General features: G+C 32.0%; 20 protein-coding genes. 11 read left to right on the top strand and 9 right to left on the bottom strand.

What is annotated here, in order from left to right; translation table 11 throughout:
* Nucleotide 1: 1 nt before the first annotated feature.
* Nucleotides 2-1,531: a glucose-6-phosphate dehydrogenase gene (gene zwf, locus VJY32_RS12360; RefSeq protein WP_353678233.1), complete on the top strand. Its 1,530-nt coding sequence runs from the start codon at nucleotides 2-4 to the stop codon at nucleotides 1,529-1,531.
* Nucleotides 1,528-2,274, top strand: coding sequence for a 6-phosphogluconolactonase (gene pgl / locus VJY32_RS12355; RefSeq protein WP_353678232.1), 747 nt, complete (start codon nucleotides 1,528-1,530; stop codon nucleotides 2,272-2,274). Before zwf ends, pgl begins: the two co-directional genes overlap by 4 nt.
* Before the next feature lie 691 nt (nucleotides 2,275-2,965).
* Here the strand turns inward: pgl and merA are convergent.
* The 4 genes from merA to VJY32_RS12335 all read right to left on the bottom strand — a co-directional run bounded on the left by merA (nucleotide 2,966) and on the right by VJY32_RS12335 (nucleotide 5,987).
* A complete protein-coding gene (gene merA, locus VJY32_RS12350; RefSeq protein ID WP_353678231.1) occupies nucleotides 2,966-4,609 on the bottom strand; it encodes a mercury(II) reductase in 1,644 nt (547 codons plus the stop codon).
* Nucleotides 4,610-4,713: 104 nt separating this feature from the next.
* The gene (gene merTP / locus VJY32_RS12345) at nucleotides 4,714-5,337 is read right to left on the bottom strand and encodes a mercuric transport protein MerTP (RefSeq protein WP_353678230.1); all 624 of its coding nucleotides are present in this window, start codon (nucleotides 5,335-5,337) and stop codon (nucleotides 4,714-4,716) included.
* A 75-nt stretch (nucleotides 5,338-5,412) separates the two neighbouring features.
* Nucleotides 5,413-5,556, bottom strand: coding sequence for a hypothetical protein (locus VJY32_RS12340; protein ID WP_353678229.1), 144 nt, complete (start codon nucleotides 5,554-5,556; stop codon nucleotides 5,413-5,415).
* Between the two features lie 17 nt (nucleotides 5,557-5,573).
* On the bottom strand, nucleotides 5,574-5,987 hold the full coding sequence (locus VJY32_RS12335; protein WP_353678228.1) for a heavy metal-responsive transcriptional regulator: 414 nt from the start codon (nucleotides 5,985-5,987) through the stop codon (nucleotides 5,574-5,576).
* A gap of 193 nt (nucleotides 5,988-6,180) precedes the next feature.
* Between VJY32_RS12335 and VJY32_RS12330 the strand changes: the two genes are divergently transcribed.
* From VJY32_RS12330 to VJY32_RS12315, 4 genes are read left to right on the top strand one after another with little or no spacing between them, the layout of a single operon-like run.
* Complete coding sequence (locus VJY32_RS12330; protein ID WP_353678227.1) at nucleotides 6,181-6,972, top strand: YceI family protein; 792 nt, start codon at nucleotides 6,181-6,183, stop codon at nucleotides 6,970-6,972.
* 32 nt (nucleotides 6,973-7,004) lie between these two features.
* Nucleotides 7,005-7,349, top strand: a complete 345-nt coding sequence (locus VJY32_RS12325) for a hypothetical protein (protein ID WP_353678226.1) — start codon at nucleotides 7,005-7,007, stop codon at nucleotides 7,347-7,349.
* On the top strand, nucleotides 7,346-8,011 hold the full coding sequence (locus VJY32_RS12320; protein ID WP_353678225.1) for a DUF6969 family protein: 666 nt from the start codon (nucleotides 7,346-7,348) through the stop codon (nucleotides 8,009-8,011). The genes VJY32_RS12325 and VJY32_RS12320 overlap by 4 nt, the downstream gene beginning before the upstream one ends.
* Nucleotides 8,012-8,029: 18 nt before the next feature.
* Nucleotides 8,030-8,671, top strand: coding sequence for a peroxiredoxin-like family protein (locus VJY32_RS12315; protein WP_353678224.1), 642 nt, complete (start codon nucleotides 8,030-8,032; stop codon nucleotides 8,669-8,671).
* 21 nt (nucleotides 8,672-8,692) lie between these two features.
* Here the strand turns inward: VJY32_RS12315 and VJY32_RS12310 are convergent, their stop codons facing one another.
* Nucleotides 8,693-9,250 carry a peroxidase-related enzyme gene (locus tag VJY32_RS12310; protein WP_353678223.1) on the bottom strand — a complete coding sequence of 186 codons (558 nt, stop codon included), beginning with the start codon at nucleotides 9,248-9,250 and terminating at the stop codon, nucleotides 8,693-8,695.
* A gap of 295 nt (nucleotides 9,251-9,545) precedes the next feature.
* On the bottom strand, nucleotides 9,546-10,130 hold the full coding sequence (locus tag VJY32_RS12305; protein ID WP_353678222.1) for a Crp/Fnr family transcriptional regulator: 585 nt from the start codon (nucleotides 10,128-10,130) through the stop codon (nucleotides 9,546-9,548).
* A 271-nt stretch (nucleotides 10,131-10,401) separates the two neighbouring features.
* Between VJY32_RS12305 and hemB the strand changes: the two genes are divergently transcribed.
* Together hemB and VJY32_RS12295 are read left to right on the top strand one after the other, a co-directional pair.
* On the top strand, nucleotides 10,402-11,385 hold the full coding sequence (gene hemB / locus VJY32_RS12300) for a porphobilinogen synthase (protein WP_353678221.1): 984 nt from the start codon (nucleotides 10,402-10,404) through the stop codon (nucleotides 11,383-11,385).
* 127 nt (nucleotides 11,386-11,512) lie between these two features.
* Entirely contained in the window at nucleotides 11,513-12,775 is a 1,263-nt protein-coding gene (locus VJY32_RS12295; RefSeq protein ID WP_353678220.1) for an MFS transporter, read from the top strand.
* A 397-nt stretch (nucleotides 12,776-13,172) separates the two neighbouring features.
* Here VJY32_RS12295 and VJY32_RS12290 read toward each other — a convergent pair whose 3' ends face one another.
* Both VJY32_RS12290 and VJY32_RS12285 read right to left on the bottom strand, forming a co-directional pair.
* Nucleotides 13,173-13,679, bottom strand: a complete 507-nt coding sequence (locus tag VJY32_RS12290; protein WP_353678219.1) for a PaaI family thioesterase — start codon at nucleotides 13,677-13,679, stop codon at nucleotides 13,173-13,175.
* Between the two features lie 45 nt (nucleotides 13,680-13,724).
* Entirely contained in the window at nucleotides 13,725-14,708 is a 984-nt protein-coding gene (locus VJY32_RS12285; protein WP_353678218.1) for a DUF1028 domain-containing protein, read from the bottom strand.
* A gap of 155 nt (nucleotides 14,709-14,863) precedes the next feature.
* Here VJY32_RS12285 and bamJ point away from each other — a divergent pair, with 155 nt between their 5' ends.
* Both bamJ and VJY32_RS12275 read left to right on the top strand, forming a co-directional pair.
* Nucleotides 14,864-15,562 carry a BamJ family beta-barrel-assembly machinery protein gene (bamJ, locus tag VJY32_RS12280; RefSeq protein WP_353678217.1) on the top strand — a complete coding sequence of 233 codons (699 nt, stop codon included), beginning with the start codon at nucleotides 14,864-14,866 and terminating at the stop codon, nucleotides 15,560-15,562.
* Between the two features lie 195 nt (nucleotides 15,563-15,757).
* Entirely contained in the window at nucleotides 15,758-16,744 is a 987-nt protein-coding gene (locus VJY32_RS12275; protein ID WP_353678216.1) for a radical SAM protein, read from the top strand.
* A 520-nt stretch (nucleotides 16,745-17,264) separates the two neighbouring features.
* On the opposite strand, the gene miaB is transcribed toward VJY32_RS12275, so the two are convergent.
* A complete protein-coding gene (gene miaB / locus VJY32_RS12270; protein ID WP_353678215.1) occupies nucleotides 17,265-18,572 on the bottom strand; it encodes a tRNA (N6-isopentenyl adenosine(37)-C2)-methylthiotransferase MiaB in 1,308 nt (435 codons plus the stop codon).
* Between the two features lie 157 nt (nucleotides 18,573-18,729).
* Here miaB and hemL point away from each other — a divergent pair, with 157 nt between their 5' ends.
* Nucleotides 18,730-20,034: a glutamate-1-semialdehyde 2,1-aminomutase gene (gene hemL / locus VJY32_RS12265; protein WP_353678214.1), complete on the top strand. Its 1,305-nt coding sequence runs from the start codon at nucleotides 18,730-18,732 to the stop codon at nucleotides 20,032-20,034.
* The last annotated feature ends 73 nt before the right edge of the window (nucleotides 20,035-20,107 follow it).

Genomic DNA, 20,107 nt, shown 5'->3' with positions numbered 1-20,107 from the left:
AATGAAAGAAAGATTTATGAATACAAATCATATATATGTAATATTTGGTGCGTCGGGAGACCTTACAAAAAGGAAATTAATTCCAGCACTTTATTCATTATATGTTCAAAAATTACTTCCAGAAAAATTTATCATACTTGGAGTAGCAAGAACTAAAATAAATGTTGATGAATTTAGAGAATTAATGCTCGAGTCGATAAAAAAATATGGTGATATTACTGATTTATCAGAGGCTGGTGATTTTGTAAAAAATCTTTTTTATGAAACAATTCAGTATGACGAACTTAATTCTTACAATATTTTAAAAGAAAAATTAAATGAATTAAGGAAGTTAAAGGATATAAATGGCAACACAATTTTTTATTTGGCTACTCCACCAAATTTATATGATGTAATCCCATTAAATCTTGCAAAAGTTGGATTGAATAAAGAAGATGATGGCTGGAAAAGGCTTATCATTGAAAAACCATTTGGTTACGACCTCCAATCAGCATTACAACTAAAAGAATTACTTTTGAGAGATTGGGAAGAAGAGCAAATTTATCGAATCGACCATTATCTTGGTAAAGAGACTGTTCAAAATTTATTGGTGACTCGATTTTCAAATGGAATATTTGAACCGCTGTGGAATCGAAATTATATTCATCACATTGAAATTACATCTGCAGAAAATATTGGAGTTGAAAATCGTGGTGGATACTATGATAATATTGGTGCATTAAGAGATATGGTTCAAAATCATCTTTTACAAATAGTTGGATTAATTGCAATGGAACCGCCATCATCTTTAGAACCACTTTCAATACGAAATGAAATATTAAAAGTATTTCAGTCGTTGCGCCCAATTAAAATAGATGAGGTTTCTAAAATTGCAATCAGAGGTCAATACACTGAGTCGATTATAAATAATGAAAAAGTAAAAGGTTACAGAGAAGAAAAAAATATAAATCCAGATTCAAAGACCGAAACCTATGTTGCAATAAAATTTTTTATTGATAATTGGCGTTGGGGTGGAGTTCCTTTTTATATTCGAACTGGCAAACGACTTCCTACCCGCGTTACCGAAGTTGTAATTCATTTTAAACCAACTCCTCATTTCCTTTTTTCAAGAAATAATTTGCAGGAAGCATGCAATAAATTAATTCTAAGAATTCAGCCCGATGAAGGAATGCTTCTTGAAATTGGAATAAAAATACCGGGTCAGGGATTCAATGTTCAAAATATTGACCTTGATTTTAAATATTCTGAATTGTCACATCAAAGAATTCCGGAAGCATACGAAAGACTTCTTTATGATACAATAAAAGGGGACAACACACTTTTTGCAAGAACTGAAGAAGTAATTGCTACATGGAAATTTCTTACTCCAATTCTTGAGGCATGGCAAAATAATAATGAAATTCCTTTGTATGGTTATCCAGCTGGTACATGGGGACCAAAAGAAGCTGATAAATTAATTGAAGATGGAAAAGTTTCCTGGCGGTTTCCTTGCAGAAATTTAACTAACAGCAATTTATATTGTGAATTATGAGAAACGACAAAATTATTATATTTGATGAAATAAACTCAGCAGCAGAAAACGCAGTAAATTTTATAAATAGTAAACTAAAAGAATTACCAACAAATCATTTTTATTCAATTGCACTTTCTGGCGGTACTACTCCAAAAAAATTATTTAGTATTGTTTCAGAAAAATATTCTGATAAAATCGATTGGAGTAGAATCCACTTATTCTGGGGCGACGAACGATGCGTACCGCCAGACAACGAAGAAAGCAATTATCGAATGACTTATGAACATCTTTTAAAGCATATAAATATTCCTGAAAAAAATATTTTTAGAATATATGGTGAATCAGAACCAGAAATAGAAGCAAAACGTTATTCAGAAATTCTAAAACAAAATTTGACTATTGTTAACGGCATTCCCTCATTTGATTTAATTATTCTTGGTCTGGGTGAAGACGGGCACACGGCTTCAATTTTTCCAGACCAGCTAAAACTGTTTTATGCGGAAGATTTTTGTGTTACCGCTGTTCATCCAATTACTAAACAGAAAAGAATATCTATTACAGGAAAAATTATTAACAATGCAGATAAAGTTGTATTTCTAATCACCGGAGAAAATAAAGCAGAGAAGATTTTCGAAATAATTAATGAAAAAGAAAATGCAAAAAATTATCCTGCATATTTTGTAAATCCGATCTCAAAAAAATTAGTCTGGCTGATTGATAAAAATGCTGCACGATTAATTGACCCGGCATTTATTCAATAGAACACATATAACACAGATTAGACAGATGACCGCAGAATAAAATCAGCGAAAATTTTGTCTTATCAGTGTCATCAGTGTTCTAAAAAAACTAAAAAAATTGGTATAAAGAGATAACTAGGGGAAACGCAGAGAGAAAAATATTTTACAAATTTTTAATATTGTTTTACCACAAAGGACGCAAAGTTCAACACAAAGGGACATAAAGATTTATACTTTGTGTGACTTTGTGAAATCCTTAGTGTGGAGTATTTGGTTAAATTATTTTACGTAAAGCCGCAAAGAAATTTAGCGGTTTGGCGCCTTTGCGAGAAACAAAATAATAATGTCATTCCTTCAGACTTTTAATTTCAGATGGATAAATAATTCTACCTCTTACTGGGTTAATAATAATTGTAATTTTTTAGTCTTTATCTTTAATTAAATACTCTGAGGTTCTCAGTGAAAAACTCAGTGGTTCTTCGTGTAGAAAAAATAAATTACACAGAGAGCCACAAACGGGGTTGTCTAAAAAGTAATATTTTTTAAAAAAATAGCACGCAGACAACACAGACCTGCCTGCGCAGGCAGGGTTTAATTGATTTTCGCAGATTATTTAATTGAAAAATTACTTTTTTAGACAGCCCCGGATATCACAGAAAACCACTAAGAATCTCAGCTTCTACTTAACGGTTTTAATATAACTTAACCACTTTTACACAGCGCAGCAGCTAAGTTTATTTACATCTTTCTCGAAACTAATTGCTGCCAATTTTATCCCTTCAGACAAAGTTAAATATGGATGAAACATTTGCTTCAACTCTTTTACGGTAATTCCATATTTGATTGCCAAAGAAATTTCCATCAGCAGTTCAGAACCTTCAGAAGCTAAGATTCTTGCACCAATCAGTTTATCATTTTCTTTATTGCGGATAAGTTTTATAAATCCTTTTGTGTTGCGAGCCGCAAGAGAACGAGGAACATCTTTAAGCTGAATTGTTGATACTTCATAATCAATTTTATTTTCGTAGGCTAAATTTTCATCCATTCCAACTCCTGCAACTTGTGGATCAGTGAAAATAACCCAGGGGAAAACGGAATAATCCTTTTTAGTTTGATTTTCTCCAAACATATTTTGAACGGCAAGCGATCCTTCATAAGCTGCGGAATAGACAAACAAATATTCACCAGTAACATCGCCCGCAGCATAAATATTTGGAATTGATGTTTGTAAAAATTCATTTGTCTTGATAAAACTATTTTTATGAAGTTCAATTCCCAATTCTTCTAATCCTAAGCCTTTTGTGTTTCCTTTTCTACCAGTTGCTATAAAAATATGTGTGCCTTCAATGACCTCATCTTCATCTTTCACAAAAGCGTTAATTGTAATTTTCCCATTTTTCTTATTAATTGATTTTATTTTTACTCCCGTTTTAATTTTTATTCCCTCCTCTTCCAAATATTCTTTCAATGTTTCAGTAATATCCGGCATCTCGTCGGGAAGTATTCTATTAGACCTTTGAAGAATGGTAACTTTAGAACCTAATCGTGCAAACAACTGCGCATTCTCTAAGGCAATATATCTTCCGCCAATAACAATTAGGTGTTCTGGCAGTTCTTGTAATTCATAAAGTGTTTCATTTGTTAAATAGCCGGTTTCATTTAATCCAGGCAAATTTGGAATAAAGGTGGACGATCCGGTAGCTATTAGAATATTTTCTGCTGTAAATTTTTTGTTATCAGTTTCTACTGTGTTTTTATCAAGTAACTTAGCAAATGATTTTAATATAGTTACATTCAAATCATCCTTTAGAACATCGATATACTTATGCTGTCTTAACCTTTCAACCAATTCAGACTTTTGTCGGACTATTTCCTTAAAATTAATTTTACTATTGCCGGGTTTTATACCGGAAAAATTTGGATGATTAGCAATGTGAACTTGTTCAGCAGTTCTAATCAGAGTTTTCGATGGTACGCAGCCTACATTAACACAAGTGCCGCCAATAGGAAGACCGTCATTTATCATCAAAACTTTTTTACCAAGTTCACTTGCTTTAATAGCGGCAGAAAAAGCAGCAGACCCGCCACCGATAATGATTAAATCATATTTCGATGTGTTTTCTTTCATATCCTTAATCTCATCAATAACCTTATAATTACCGATGGAATTTATAGCAGTTATAATTTCACTTGCAGAAGTTTTTTCAGCATCGAATTGGAATTCACCTGTTTTCTCCGGATAACTTATTGATTTCTTTATTATGCCATTAATTGCGGATACTCTCTTTTCAATTGTTTTTGCGCAATGCTCGCAAGTCATTCCGCTGATTTTTAATTTTAGTGTTTGTATGGTCATAATATTTTTCCCCTTGTGTTCCTTTGTGAAACCCTTCGAGTTCCTTCGTGGTTAAGCTTTACCACAAAGGCACACAAAGTTCATCACAAAGTCGCACTAAGTTTTTATTTTTTTGTTTGTTCTATGTTTTTTACTTTATATCCAACTTTTTCTTCAACTGCGTTTTTAAGCTGCTCTAAATTAACTTTTGTATTATCATATTCAACATAAACAATACCGGTTTTATAAGATGAAGTGGCGCTAATAACACCAATTTCTGACTTAAGTGCATAGTCAACAGATTTTTCACAAGAAATGCAGCTCATTCCTTCAATAGTAAGCTTAGCTTTTACAATATTATTTGATTGTACAATTGAAACATTTCCTTTGCCGGAAGGGAACAAAGCTTTTGAGTAATATGGAAATGTTATTAACAATGTGCTTACGGCAGTAATAATCCATAAAAACTTTTTTGAATTTATGAAGCTTACTTTTTTATCGCTTGTTTCGTCCTCGCACGCACAGTCAATATCATTTTTCTTTTTTGGTTTGTACGCATTATAAAAAGCAAAACCAAGAATTAGTATTGTAATTGCAATAAAATAAGGACGGAAAGGTTCGAGAAATGAGAACGTAGATACTATACTACTTAACCCACCCAATACTGCTAATACAGGCGTAATGCAGCAAAGTGATGCCAACAATGCGGTAACAATTGCACTGTTCCGGGAAAATTTATTTAATTTCATTTTAATGCCTCCTTGTTCATAGTTAAAAAGTAGAGGGACTTTGTTAATTGCAGTCCCTCTCTTATAAACCGAATATCACTTGCAGCATAATGGATATTCTGGACAATCAGGAGTACCTTTAAATGGACAATCATTATAATCAGAATTTGAATTTGCATAAATATATCCACCTAAAGTAAATCCCAACGGCGCAAGGATTATCAATATTTTTCGTTTCATATCTAATAACCTCCTTTCTATGTTAGTTTTATATTGTCAATCACTTCCAAAATAGGGCATTTATCACTTGACAACTGTTCACAGGCGCATTGATTTATCAATTTAACTAATACTCTTTTAATATTTTTTAAATCATTAATTCTTTTTTCAACATCTTGCAATTTACTTTCAGCTAAATGTTTAATATCGCCGCATGTTGCCGTTGATTCTATTTTTAGTTCTAATAATTCTTTTATTTCTTTTAATGTAAAACCAAGTTCCTTAGCCCGCTTAATGAAAAGCAGCCGTTTCAAATCTGTTTCGTCATAAACTCTGTAACGCGATTCTCTTCTTTTCGGTTTGGGAAGTAATTTTAATCTTTCATAATAACGGATGGTTTCGACATTTACACCAACTTGTTTTGCTATTTGTCCAACAAAATATTCAGCCATTTTTCAAATTCCCTTTTAACTTCTATACAAATATAATATGCGTAGTATGGTACGGAGTCAAGAGTTTTTTTGCAGTCAGTACTTTTTATGAAAAATACATTATTTTGTCAAATTCTTGACAGAACTCCATTGCCCCTTGCTTTAAGTTTACTTTAAAAATTAAACAACACTTATAACAAAAAAGGAGTTCATAATGAAAATAAAAATAAAACAGCTCATAATCTTAATATTATTTTTAGGAATAAATCTAATTGCCCAAACATTTTCTGTCGATTCAAAAGACGAAAGAAATCAAGCTCAGTTTATTTCTGATGCACCCTTAGAAAAAATAGTTGGACTCGTTAGCGGATTAGAAGCCACTGTGATGATTAACACAAACGATGTAACTCAAAAACCAATGGGTAAAGTTAGAGTTGCAGTCAGCAATATTAAAACTGGAATTGATTTAAGGGATGAGCATTTAAGAAGTGAAATGTGGCTTAATGCTGCTAAATATCCATATGCAGAATTTCAATTGAAAGGTATAAAAAATCCAACATCAAAAAAATTAAATGATGGGGAAAGAATCAAAGCAACTCTAATAGGTAAATTCACTGTTCATGGCTTTACTAAAGATATAGAGGTTCCAGCTGCATTAACTTACTTCAAGGAAAGCGAAAAGACCAAAGCTAAGATGCCTGGTAATTTATTAGTAGCTAATGCTGAATTTAGCATTAAGCTTTCAGATTATGATATAAAAATTCCTTCGATGGTTACGGGTAAATTAAATGATGAAGTTAAAATCACGGTTCATTTTGTTGCCAGTGATGTAATCAGTTCTAATAATCCTTGTGGTACTTGCGGACCTAATAAAGCTGAAAATAAATGCAGCCCTTGCGGTGTAAAAAAACAAGATATGAAAAATAATCCATGTAATCCTTGTGCTGTAAAAAAGGTTGATAAAAAGAATAATCCTTGCAATCCTTGTGCTCAAAAGAAAAAGTAAATCATTTTGAAAAATAAACGAGGAGTTATCAAATGGTTAAAACATTAGAACAATTAGAAAAAGCACAAAGTGCTTCTGAAATTTCTCCACTCGAAGCTCGAGATGCTTTGCTCGGCTGTTTCGTTGCAATTCATGGCGAAACATTAAAAAGAGGAGCTCAAATTTTAGGGAAAAACTTAACTCCCGAAGAAGTTGAAAATCATGCAGCAGCACAAATGAAGCTACTAATGGGTGAACATTTTAATAATCCAACAAAAGAATCGTTAGCAGAAGTCAAACCAAAACTTGACCAAAAAATGAATTTCTCGAAGGTTGACCCCGATTTAAAAAATATGCACGATCAAGTTTGTTCAATGATTTTATCGAAAGTAAAATGATGAAACGAAGAGAATTTATTAAAGCCGGCACATTGCTGACTTTTCTGCTTTTACAATCTAAGGCAAAAGCCGCAGAGATAATCTCCGAGATAAATTCTTCTGCTGATAAGTTTATAAAATTAATTGCTGAAATTATTATGAGCCTTCGGAAAGAAGGCTCAAATATTGTTAAAAAAATTATGAATGGCAGAAAGTATAAATTTGACCCGTATTCACATTATCCAACAGATGAAGGAATAAAAGATGAAGTAAGCGGCTGTCAATTATTTTTTCATATTCATAGACCAAATGAGTATGGTCATTTTCATACATTTGCTTTGGACGAGAATGGTGAATTAGTTCATCTTATTTTAATTTCTATGAGTGAAGATGGAAAACCAATAGCACTTGCTACCGTAAATCGATGGGTAACAGGCGATAAATATGTTAAAGCTGATATTCTAAAAAAATTAGCAGACAACTTCTACGTAGCTCCTTCCTTATTCCATGACAAAAGAATTATTGAGTTTGTGAATTATATTTTCAAAAGTTATAGAGATGAGATCTTTGAGCTATTTGATAAAAGAGATGAATGGATAAAAAATTATGTCAACGAAAATTTCAGAGAACCGTTTGAAGACAGGGATTATGAAATCCTCTCATACAGAAAAATTGATTTGTAAAAATTAAATGAGTGTAAAATGAAAACAATTTTTTTATTAACAATTCTATTAATCTTACAACAATTTTATACAGGTGAAATTATGGCAAAAGAAGAAAACAAAGTAGCTAAATCATCAGAAGATATTTGCCCAATTAAAATTGGTGCAGAAATTCCGAGTGCAATTATTAAAACAATAGAAGGAAAAGAAGTTGACATTAAAGAAGTAATAAAAAGACAAAAATCAATTGTAATATTTTACAGAGGTGGTTGGTGCCCGTATTGTAATATGCACTTCAGCGAATTACAAAAAGTTGAAGATGACTTGCTAAAACTCGGGTACAAAATAATTGCTGTATGTATGGATAGTCCGGAAAATCTTAGAGCTACACTCGATAAATACAATATGAAATACGAATTGTATTCAGACAGCAAAGCAAATGCAGTGAAAGAATTCGGTATAGCTTTTAAAGTAGATGATGATTACTTAAATAAACTAAAAAGCTATGGTATGGATTTAGAAGCAAGCTCTGGTGAAACACATCATATCCTCCCGGTTCCAAGCGTATTTATTATTGATGATAAAGGGGTTATTCAATTTGAATATGTGAACCCGGATTATAAAGTTAGGCTTAAAGGAAATATTCTTTTGGAAATTGCAAGAGAATTTAATGAATGGTAATATATTCTTGGGATTGCCTGTTTAATACTTATAACCTTTAATTTCATCTTCGCTGAATTCAACACCTAGTCCTAGAGCAATTCTGTTGACAAAATTGAAATAGCTGATTATTAAGTTTGCTAACAGTATATCTTCATCGTTCCAGCCTGATGAGCGCAGACTGCTAATTGTGGCTAGTGATATATTTTTCGGAGTAATGGTAAGTTCATACGCATATTCGAGCAATAATTTTACTTTTGGTTCAAACTCAACGCTTCTGAAATCAATAATAAACTGATTTAATTTTTCTTTATTCTTCCAATAAAAATTAAGTGCCTCTGCATGATGATTAATGCAGTAATCACATTTATTAGCAACTGAAACAACAACCGCAATCATTTCTTTTACTTCCCGTGAAAGATTAGATTTACCGAACATAATGGTTTTATATAATTCCATGTGCTTAATCATTGCATCTAAATTCAGGCTGTGAATTTTCATTATGTTTGAAAGTTTACCGCGGGATTTAATAATTTCTTCATAAACATCTTTTAATTTTCCCTCGGCATTTCCTTCATCAATAACTTTAATAAAGGGCACAAGCACCTCAATTTAATTTTTTTGATAAACTTATTTCATCAATATCACCATAACAAAATAACATTTGATCTATAAACAACGCTGGTGTTATTGTAACTTTTTTCCCTTTATATGAATCAATGTGTATAGTTTCAGTAGTTATTTTGGGATGGGTGTTGCGAATCTTTTCAATAACTTTTTTCGCACGTTCACAGGCATCGCAATTGTCTGATATTATTAATGTAAGAATCATTGATTTTTTTAATACAAAAATAATGTCAATCGAAAATAAGTTTTGTCAAATTTCGGACATTAGTCAAGAAACAATTTTTTTTAATTCGTCTAAGTTATTGACAATAAGTTTATTTCTGTCGAAATCAATTATACCTTTTTTTCTAAGATTGGTCAGGAAGTAATTAACCGTTTGGCGAGAGCAGGCAGTGAGTTCACCAATATCCTTATGTTTTAAGAAAGGTTTTACGAATATTTTGTCACCAATTTTTTTACCATTTTTTTCAATATAACGCACTAAAAAAGAGGCAATCCTTTGATCGGCATCTTTGAAGATAAGATCTTCAATCCTTTCTGAAAAACTTCTGAGTTTTAATCCCAATATTTTGTTTAATCTAATATTCAGTTCAGGATTTTGCTCAATGAATTTTGCGAGGTCGTTTTTATTAATTGCACAAATTAACGACGGCTCAAGGGTTACAGCATAATCAGTTCTTTTCCCCTCGTCCAAATAAGCCATCTCACCAAATATTTCGCCTGGATTAATAATAGCGATAATTTTTTCGCTTCCATCAGAAAGATACTTTGTAATCTTTACTCTGCCGGTTTTAAGAAAGTAGATTGTCTTAGAAGGTTCATCAGCAAAATATATAGGTTCGTTGCCTTTCATTTCCTTATCTGTGATTAACCGGCCCAATTCCATCATTTGATCTTTTTTGAGATTACTAAAGAGATTAAAATTTTCTAAGTACCAGAGTTTAGATTTCTCTGCCATTTTTTAATAATTATTTTGATGAATAATTCAATATAACGAAATGGTCAAATTATTGCTAAATTTGGTGCGGCAAATTTTTAATATAATGTCGTTGAATATTTTACTATGTTCTTTCGTAAAAAATGTATAAAAAGAATTCAACATTCTTTAGTCAAAAGGAGAAGCTATGGCAACTTATCCAACAAAACGTTTAAGAAGATTGAGATATAATCCTGTCATCCGCGATATGGTGCGAGAAACTCAACTTAGCAAAGATGATTTAATCTATCCATTATTTGTAGTCCCGGGCAGCGGTATTAAAAAGGAAGTTCGTTCAATGCCGAATGTTTATCAAATGTCAATAGATGTTTTGGTAGAAGAATGTAAAGAAGTTGAGCAGATGGGAATTCCGGCTGTTATACTTTTTGGGATTCCTGAGCATAAAGATGAATTAGGCTCCGAAGCTTATGACCCTAATGGAATTATTCAAAAAGCTGTCCGTGCAATTAAGAAGGAAGTAAAAAATCTTTTAGTTATTACAGATGTATGTATGTGTGAATATACTTCACATGGTCATTGTGGTATTTTGAATGGCGAAAAAATTTTGAATGACGAAACTGTTGAATTACTGGCAAAAGAAGCATTGACTCACGCTCAGGCTGGTGCCGATATTGTTGCTCCTTCAGATATGATGGATGGAAGAGTTGCAGCTATTAGAAAAATTCTTGATGAACATGGTTTTATTGAAGTTCCAATTTTAAGTTATGCTGTAAAGTATGCTTCTGGATTTTATGGACCATTTAGAGATGCTGCAGAATCTGCTCCAGCATTTGGTGACCGTCGTTCTCATCAAATGGATGTTGCAAATGCACTCGAGGCTTTAAGAGAGGCAGAATCAGATATTGAAGAAGGCGCAGATATTATCATGGTTAAACCTGCTGGTCCTTATCTCGATATTATCTGGCGCGTGAAAGAAAAATTTGGAATGCCAACTGCTGCTTATCAGGTGAGCGGTGAGTATGCTATGATTAAAGCAGCTGCTAAATTAGGTTGGATAGATGAAGAACGTGTGATGATGGAATCATTGACTGCAATTAAAAGAGCCGGTGCCGATATGATATTAACTTACTTTGCAAAAGATGTGGCAAAAATTTTGGATAAACAGATATAGTTCTTTAAGTAAATTATGAAATTGGTTGAACCGCTGATAACATCAAGAAATCGTATGTGACAATCATGGTGGGTTCAATATAACTTTAGTATATAATTGATGGTAATTTTTTTGTAGATACAATTCAATGCCTTTACAGAAAGAAGAAAAAATACTTTTAGAATTAAGAACAAGATTCAGCATAAAAAATACTTTTGCTGCACTTAAATATCCTAACTATAAATTGTGGTTTGCTGGACAGATAATTTCTTTGTTCGGCTCATGGATGCAGTCGACAGCTCAGGCTTTCTTTATTTATGAATTAACTCACTCACCTGCTTTTCTTGGATATGTTGGTTTTGCAAGTGGAATTCCAACCTGGTTATTTATGTTGTATGGCGGTGTAATTGCCGATAGATTCCCCAGAAGAAATATTATTGTTGTTACACAAATTGTAATGATGCTCTTCGCATTTGTTCTTGCATTTTTGACTTTTGCAGATATTGTTCAGCCATGGCACATAATTCTTTTAGCATTTCTTTTAGGAGTGGCAAATGCTTTCGATGCGCCTGCAAGACAAGCATTTGTAAATGAATTGGTCGATAAAGAAGATTTAATTAATGCAATTGCTCTGAATTCAACAATGTTTCATACTGCTGCTGCTATTGGTCCTGCTATAGCAGGGGTTACATATGCTGTTCTTGGTCCTGCTTGGTGTTTTACAATTAATGGAATTTCTTTTATTGCGGTCATTTATAATTTGCTAAGAATGAAACTTAATTCAGTTATCAAAAAAGTAGAAAAAAAATCTTCATTAAAAGAATTTACTGATGGCATTAAATATCTAAAGAGTCAAAAATTAATCTTGATTATAATGATAATTGTATTATTTACCAGCATGTTTGGTTTGAGTTTGATGACACTCTTTCCAGCATGGGCTGTTAAAATTTTACATGGTGATGCTGCAACAAATGGATTACTTCAAACATTTAGGGGAATCGGCGCTGTTTTATGTTCTTTATTTATTGCTGCTTCAAATAAATATATTACAAGAGGAAAAGTTCTTAGCTTGGGTATGTTATCACTGCCATTATTGATGATTTTGTTTTCGTTCAATCATACATTAATTATTTCTTTAATTCTTTTGGTGATGATTGGTGCATCAATCTTAGCAATTAATAATCTTTCGAATGGATTAACACAAACTCTTGTAACAGAAGAATATCGCGGAAGAATAATGGGAGTTTACAGCTTTAGTTTTTTTGCACTGATGCCAGTTGGTTCTTTATTGATAGGAACCTTAGCTGAACATTTTGGTTCTCCTTTGGCAATTTTTATTAATGGTTTAATATTGTTTATGATTTTTGGTTCTATTATTATTTCTTATCCAGCATTAACAAAAGTTGAATAGTGGTTCCGATTTTAGAAATATGAAAAAGAAATTCTATTAGATATAGCACACTGATAACACAGATAGTTACTGATTTACACAGATTTTAAAAATTAATATTAGTCACATGCACTACAATTTTTTAGAAAATTTATTTGTTATTACTTTTTTGTGGTATCTAAAAAGTAATTTATAATATCTGTGAAAAATCTGTTAAAATCCGTTATATCAGTGTTCTATTTTTTTTAAAAAAATCTCAATTGTTAGATAACTAAAATTAAGTTTAAATATCATTCCCAAGAAAATAAATTTCCTTTTCAATTGTAACACAACTTCACATAGAATGGTTGAGATGAGTTTCATAAAAAGAACTCACTGCACAAAATTAAAATTTATAAATCAAATTCAACTTGATGTTTTATATTTCTATTGTCTTCGGGTCTGTTTCTAATTCAACTATTTTCCATTCATTTTCTTCTTTATCAAATTCTGTTATTTTTTCTAAGGGCACTTTAAGATATTTGCCTGATGCTGTTGCAGCAACATCGCCATTCGGTAAAATTATTTCACCCGTACCTTCGAAGAATCGATTGTTCTCTGATGTAATTCTTCCAATAACTTTTAATTCTTCATTTAATGGAATTGGTTTCTTGAATTTTACATTTAACTCAATTGTTACTCCCCAAATCTCTTCTTCATGATGATTCAATATTGCTCTGCCAATTGTCTCATCTAGTATAGCAGAAGCAATACCACCATGCATTCTACCAGGATAACTTTGATGCTCTTCGAGTGGGGTGAATAAGGCAATCAATTCTTTATGTTCTGTAACATAAAAGTGAGCTTTAATTCCAAATTTGTTTTTTAATCCACATACAAAACAAAGTTTTGAGTTATGTTGTTTTCCGACAATTTTATGAATCATAAAAAACTCCGAACTATAATGTCTACAAAATTTATATGAATATTTTTACTTCATAATTTCTTCAAATTCTTCTTTACTTATTTTCAGTAAGCCATTTGGTAGTAATCTTGGTGTTAAAATTTTCCATTTATTGTCTTTAGAAAAAATTTCCTTAAATAAAGGGAGTGCATCATTAAATCTACCATTATTGGCTAAAGTAACTGCAGTCCAGTATTTCATTTCAAGATTATCTGGAAACATTTCCATTGCAGCTGAATATTCCAGCATAGCTTTTTCCATATCGTTCTTTTCAACTGCCAAGTCGCCATTATTCATGTGTTCGTAAGCTCGATGGACTTTTAATAATCTTCTCAGTTCAACTAATGGTTCGGGATTATCATCAACTCTCAAGTCAACAAGTTTATCTTCCCAGATATTTCCTGTTGGTTTTCCGGTGAAAACAAGAAGTGCAGCAGATTGTTTACCGCGGATATCACCTCCTGCCTGTTCAGCAGCTTCAAGAGCAATTAATAATCTTTCTGCTAAAGGAGCTTTTGATTTTTGAAATGCTTCTGCCATCGCAGGCCATACTTTTTCGTTCGACATTAAATTTGCTTGAACTGAAAATCCTTTCCCAACAATATGACCAGCAGGTTGAATGCAATTTTTCCCGGTAAATGCTGCAGCATTCCCTTTTGCATCGAGAACAGCCAGTTGACGATATTCTCTCCCCTCATCACTTTGAATTAATTCATTTACAACTTCTTGTGGAGTTTTTCCTTTCTTTAAGAGCTCTAATCCTCTTGGTCCAAATGATGCATTAACAAAAGATTGAGTAGCAATTACTCCAACTCCAGCTTCGCCCCAGCAAACTACAGTTCCAACCGAAAACCAGTGCGATTGCACAGCAACACCAATTTCTCCTGTTAAAGAATCATATGCAACAATTGAATAAGTATGAGTTAATGGATTTTCTGAAAAAAATGTTTGTGAATAATTTTTTATAGTGAGTATTACAATTAGAACTAGTAATAAATTTACTTTTTTCATGACTTAATCCTTTAGAATGTTAAAGCTAAAATAAAATTTTATCTTCAATGTAAAAACATAAAATTTGCTATTGATAAACATTTGCATTTATTTTTGTTTACCTGTTGAAAACAGATTGACTTAATTAACAAAATAAAATTCATTCTGGAGTAAAGATGAGGTATTCAAAATTATTATTCATATTCATTATATCTTTTTCATTATTGTTTGCACAAAATAAAAAAGAATCAAAACCACAATTAAAAACACAGGACGATTCAATAAGTTACAGCATAGGGCAGAATATTGGAAAAAATTTGAAGGACGCAGACCTTCATATCAACTTCGATATTTTATATCAAGGAATGCAGGATCAAATTAAAGGAAGTTCTTTATTGACTGATGATGATATTCAAAGAGTAATGATTGCATTTAATCAAAAATTAATTGCAAAAAGAAATGCACAGATGAATGCAGTTAAAGAAAAAAATAAGAAAGAAGCAGAAGCATTTCTTGCAGAAAATAAAAAGAAAGAAGGTGTGGTAACATTACCAAGCGGACTTCAATATAAAGTTCTTGTTAAAGGCAATGGTCCTTCACCAAAAGACACCAGTATTGTTAAAGTTCATTATATTGGAACTTTGCTTGATGGCAGAGAATTTGACAATTCTTATAAGAGAGGTGAGCCGGCAGAATTTCCTCTCAATCAGGTAATCAAAGGCTGGACAGAAGCTCTTCAACTAATGCATGTTGGAGATAAATGGATTTTATATATTCCACCAGAATTAGCATATGGTGAAAATGGTGCAGGTAATACAATTGAACCAAATTCGCTTTTAATTTTTGAAGTTGAATTATTGGATATACTAAACTAAGTTTAAAATTAAAGAGCAAGAGCAAAGTTTTTCTTACTCTTGCTCTTAACTTATATATACTTCTTTATCGCATAAAATTAAGAATCTTCCTCTATTAAATTGAATACTTCGGATTATTTTCTAACCGTTGTTTAAACTGGCAAAAATTTTTATGATATAATAAATTTATTGTGTAAACAAATATTCATTATTAAAATGAAATTTATTCCATCATATATAAAATTACTGAAAAGTGGAGATCTTGAACATCGAGCAGAAGAGGCGTTGAATATTTTAAAGTCGTGTAAAAGCTGTCCGAGAAATTGTGAAGTAAATCGTTTTGAAAATGAATATGGTTTTTGCATGAGCGGCTATTTGCCCATTGTTTCATCTTATACGCCTCATTTTGGAGAAGAACCAGTATTATCTGGGACACGCGGTGCAGGAAATATTTTTTTTGGCAACTGTAATTTAAGATGTATTTACTGTCAAAATTTTGAAATCAGTCAAAACTGGAAAAATGAAAGAAAGCACGAAGTTACTCATGAATATTTAGCGCACATTATGTTAAAGCTTCAACAGATGGGATGTCATAACATTGGACTTGTATCTCCAACTCATTTTTCTGCATCAATCTTAAAATCAATTTTAATTGCAGCGCAAAATGGTTTGAATCTTCCTATCATTTACAATACGAATGGATATGATTCAGTAGAAATACTAAAACTTTATGATGGTGTCATTGATATTTATTTGCCTGATTTCAAATATGGAAATGACCAATACGCACGCAAATATTCTTTTGTAGATGATTACTTTGAAAAAGCGAAAGCAGCAATTAAAGAAATGTACAGACAGGTTGGAGATGAACTGGTATATGATGGTAATGTAGTTGTAAGAGGATTGATAATTCGTCATCTTGTTCTGCCAAATGAATTAGCAGAATCAGAAAAAGTATTTCAATTTATTGCTGAAGAATTAAGCCCAAATGTTCATATATCTTTGATGTCTCAGTATTACCCAACTAATAAAGCTCACAAAGAAATTTTGTTAAGTCGAACCATTAGAGAAACTGAGTATGAAAGAACACTTGAATTAATGGATAAGTATGGACTTCATAATGGTTGGATTCAAGAAATAGATAGTTACGAGCATTATCGACCAAATTTCTGGGAAAGTCGTGATAATCCTTTCAAAAATTAAATTTATCTAATCCTTTTTTCGTTTCAATAAGATTCTTCATTCCGCTTCGCTCCATTCAGAATGACGGTGTTATTTATTTCCTGTCATTCTGAGAAGTCCCACCGTTAGGTGGACGACGAAGAATCTAATTCCATTTTTTGTTTTTAAGAGATTCTTCATTTCATTCCGTTCAAAATGACGATACAATTCATGTGGTCAGCTGTGAAATTTATTTCACGCGGATTCCGCAGATTTACGCTGATTTTTTATTTTGTATTTCTTGTATATACAATATTTTTAGCACACTGATGACACTGATAAGACAAGATTTTCACAGATTTTTTCTTTGCGTCTTTTGCACCTTTGCGCTTTCTTTAATAGCAGAGACGCTAAGAACGCAAAGATTTGCACTGGTTATTATCTGCGAATATCTGCGCTAATCTCTGCGTGAAATTCATCTCAGATTATATTCTTAGCAATAGGGATGTTTAGTTGTTTGTCGAATTTTAATGACAAGATGCTTTTATAAAATAATTGATTTTTAAAAAGCTTCACCAAAAAGTGTGGCTGAAGTAGCTCGATTAATTTTTACTCGAACATAATCCCCAATTTTTATACTTTCTTTTTTGGGTATTACTACAACCTTGTTAGTATCTGTTCTGCCCGATAAAAATTCTTCTGACTTTTTGCTAAACCCCTCAACAAGAATTACTTCTTCTTTATTAATAAGCTGTTGATTTATTTCGTAAGATATTTGTTGCTGTAGTTCAATAATTTCATTTAATCTTCTCAATTTTATTTCTTCTGGAACATCATCTTTCATGTTGTATGCTTTTGTTCCTTCTCGAGGTGAATATTTGAACATATAAGCCCCATCATATTTAACCTGTTTCATAACATTTAGGGTCATCTTATGGTCTTCTTCGGTTTCTGTTGGAAATCCAGCAATTATATCAGTTGAGAAACTAACACCCGGAATTATTTTTCTTGCTTTGTCAATTAAGTTTAGATAATGTTCGATTGTATAAGTGCGGTTCATTAATTCGAGAATACGATTGGACCCAGATTGAACTGGAAGATGAATGTAATTACAAATGTTTTCATGTTCTGCAATAGTATACAAAAGTTTATCTGATAAATCCTGCGGGTGCGATGTTGTAAATCTTATTCTCATATTTTTATCAACAGAGGCACAGGCGGCAAGCAAATCTGCAAAATCATAATTGCCATCTTTGTAAGAATTTACATTCTGTCCAAGTAAAGTAACTTCTTTAAAACCTCTTTGAGATAATTTCTTAATTTCTTCAACAACAGAGTTTAATGAGCGACTTCTTTCTCTTCCTCTTGTAAATGGGACAACACAAAATGAACAAAATTTATCACATCCTCTCATTACTGCAATCCATGCACTGATTCCATCTTCTCGATATGGTTCTATATCTTCATATGTTTCTGTTCTTGAAAGTTTTACACCAATTCCTTTTTCACCGCCAAATGCAAATTCAATATATTCAGGTAATCTTCTATATTCATCGGGACCAACAACGACATCAACAATTTTCTTTTCTTCAATCAAACTTTTTCTTAATCTTTCTGCCATGCAGCCCAGCACACCAATTACAGCAGAAGGATTTTTCTTTTTAACATTTTTTAAATGGTCTAATCTATGGAATATTTTTTCTTCTGCATTTTCTCTTACACTGCATGTATTTAATAGAATCACATTAGCATTTTCAATTTGCTTTGTAATTTCATAACCCTGCTTTTTTAAAATTCCCATAATTAACTCAGAATCAGCAAGGTTCATCTGGCAGCCATAAGTCTCGATATAAACATGATTTTTAATCATTCTTGTCCTTTCAAATAATAACTTCCAAATTTGGGTTACAAAGCTAAAAAGAATGATAAAGATTAACAAGACAAAATGGCTAAATATGATTTTCTCTAACAAATTCTTAATTTATTTCTCAAATAATTAATTTTATTTAAATAAAAATGGAGTTCAAATGAATAGAAGTGTTAGTGAAAGATTATTTGAAGAAGCAAAAAAATATATACCAGGTGGTGTAAATTCTCCAGTAAGAGCATTTAAATCAGTGGGTGGAACACCCTTATTTATTTCAAAAGGAATTGGTTCAAAGATGATTGATGTAGATGGCAATGAATTTATTGATTACATTGGAAGCTGGGGACCTCATCTTTTCGGTCATAATCCTGATTTTATAAAACAATCAATTTTAGATGCTCTCGAAAATGGAACAAGTTTTGGAGCACCAACAGAACTCGAAGTTAAAATTGCAAAGTTAATTACCGACCTTGTTCCTTCTGTAGAAATGGTTAGAATGGTAAATAGCGGAACCGAAGCAACAATGAGTGCAATTCGTGCTGCAAGAGGATTTACTGGTAAAGATAAAATTATAAAATTTGAAGGCTGTTACCACGGGCATGGAGATTTCTTTTTAATCAAAGCAGGAAGTGGAGCTTTAACATTTGGAGTACCTACTTCTCCAGGAGTAACAAAAGGCAATGCAGCTGATACCTTAATAGCAGAATATAATAACATTGATTCAGTTAAAAAATTAATTCAGGAAAATAAAACATCTGGCAGAAATCAAATTGCTGCGGTAATTGTTGAACCTGTAGCTGGAAATATGGGAACAGTTCTTCCTGAAAAAAATTTTTTGAAGGAGTTACGAGATATTTGCAGTGAAGAAAAAATTGTTTTGATTTTTGATGAAGTTATGACAGGTTTTCGACTTTCAAAAGGGGGAGCTCAGGAAATTTATGATGTGAAACCAGATATGACAACATTTGGGAAAATTATTGGCGGTGGTCTGCCGGTTGGTGCTTATGGTGGTAAAAAAGAAATTATGGAAATGATATCCCCAGCTGGACCAATTTATCAAGCAGGAACATTAAGCGGCAATCCAATTGCTATGAGTGCCGGCTATGCAGCTTTAACTTATATAAAAAATCATCCTGAGATTTATGAGCAGCTCGAACAAAATTCTGCTTATCTTGAAAATGGAATTAAAGAAGCTATAAAATTATCAGGCAGAAATTTTCAATTAAACAGAATTGGCTCGATGATGACATTGTTTTTTGCTGAGGAGCCGGTTACTGATTATAAATCTGCAATAAAATCAGACACAAAACTTTACGGCAAATATTTTCACGAAATGTTAAATCGAGGAATTTATTTACCTCCAGCACAATTTGAAGCAATGTTTGTTTCTACTGCGCATTCAAAAGACGATTTAGATAAAACTATTGCAGCTAATTTTGAGGCAATGAAGAAAATTATAGAATAAAAAAATTTCCATACAACTATAGAAATTTTGGATGGCACAAATAACAGCACAACTTTTCAATCTGTGCCATCCT

Origin of the sequence: Rosettibacter primus (assembly GCF_036860675.1) — a bacterium.
In the GTDB taxonomy this organism is placed as follows: Bacteria; Bacteroidota; Ignavibacteria; order Ignavibacteriales; family Melioribacteraceae; genus Rosettibacter; species Rosettibacter primus.
The sequence above is the reverse complement of the archived record's forward strand: the minus strand, read 5'-3'. Positions and strand labels throughout refer to the sequence as shown.

Bases quoted from the DNA above. Each gene is read 5' to 3' on its own strand.
- zwf (WP_353678233.1), top strand. From the start codon at position 2: ATGAAAGAAAGATTTATGAATACAAATCATATATATGTAATATTTGGT.
- pgl (WP_353678232.1), top strand. From the start codon at position 1,528: ATGAGAAACGACAAAATTATTATATTTGATGAAATAAACTCAGCAGCA.
- merA (WP_353678231.1), bottom strand. From the start codon at position 4,609: ATGACCATACAAACACTAAAATTAAAAATCAGCGGAATGACTTGCGAG.
- merTP (WP_353678230.1), bottom strand. From the start codon at position 5,337: ATGAAATTAAATAAATTTTCCCGGAACAGTGCAATTGTTACCGCATTG.
- VJY32_RS12340 (WP_353678229.1), bottom strand. From the start codon at position 5,556: ATGAAACGAAAAATATTGATAATCCTTGCGCCGTTGGGATTTACTTTA.
- VJY32_RS12335 (WP_353678228.1), bottom strand. From the start codon at position 5,987: ATGGCTGAATATTTTGTTGGACAAATAGCAAAACAAGTTGGTGTAAAT.
- VJY32_RS12330 (WP_353678227.1), top strand. From the start codon at position 6,181: ATGAAAATAAAAATAAAACAGCTCATAATCTTAATATTATTTTTAGGA.
- VJY32_RS12325 (WP_353678226.1), top strand. From the start codon at position 7,005: ATGGTTAAAACATTAGAACAATTAGAAAAAGCACAAAGTGCTTCTGAA.
- VJY32_RS12320 (WP_353678225.1), top strand. From the start codon at position 7,346: ATGATGAAACGAAGAGAATTTATTAAAGCCGGCACATTGCTGACTTTT.
- VJY32_RS12315 (WP_353678224.1), top strand. From the start codon at position 8,030: ATGAAAACAATTTTTTTATTAACAATTCTATTAATCTTACAACAATTT.
- VJY32_RS12305 (WP_353678222.1), bottom strand. From the start codon at position 10,130: ATGAAAGGCAACGAACCTATATATTTTGCTGATGAACCTTCTAAGACA.
- hemB (WP_353678221.1), top strand. From the start codon at position 10,402: ATGGCAACTTATCCAACAAAACGTTTAAGAAGATTGAGATATAATCCT.
- VJY32_RS12295 (WP_353678220.1), top strand. From the start codon at position 11,513: ATGCCTTTACAGAAAGAAGAAAAAATACTTTTAGAATTAAGAACAAGA.
- VJY32_RS12290 (WP_353678219.1), bottom strand. From the start codon at position 13,679: ATGATTCATAAAATTGTCGGAAAACAACATAACTCAAAACTTTGTTTT.
- VJY32_RS12285 (WP_353678218.1), bottom strand. From the start codon at position 14,708: ATGAAAAAAGTAAATTTATTACTAGTTCTAATTGTAATACTCACTATA.
- bamJ (WP_353678217.1), top strand. From the start codon at position 14,864: ATGAGGTATTCAAAATTATTATTCATATTCATTATATCTTTTTCATTA.
- VJY32_RS12275 (WP_353678216.1), top strand. From the start codon at position 15,758: ATGAAATTTATTCCATCATATATAAAATTACTGAAAAGTGGAGATCTT.
- miaB (WP_353678215.1), bottom strand. From the start codon at position 18,572: ATGATTAAAAATCATGTTTATATCGAGACTTATGGCTGCCAGATGAAC.
- hemL (WP_353678214.1), top strand. From the start codon at position 18,730: ATGAATAGAAGTGTTAGTGAAAGATTATTTGAAGAAGCAAAAAAATAT.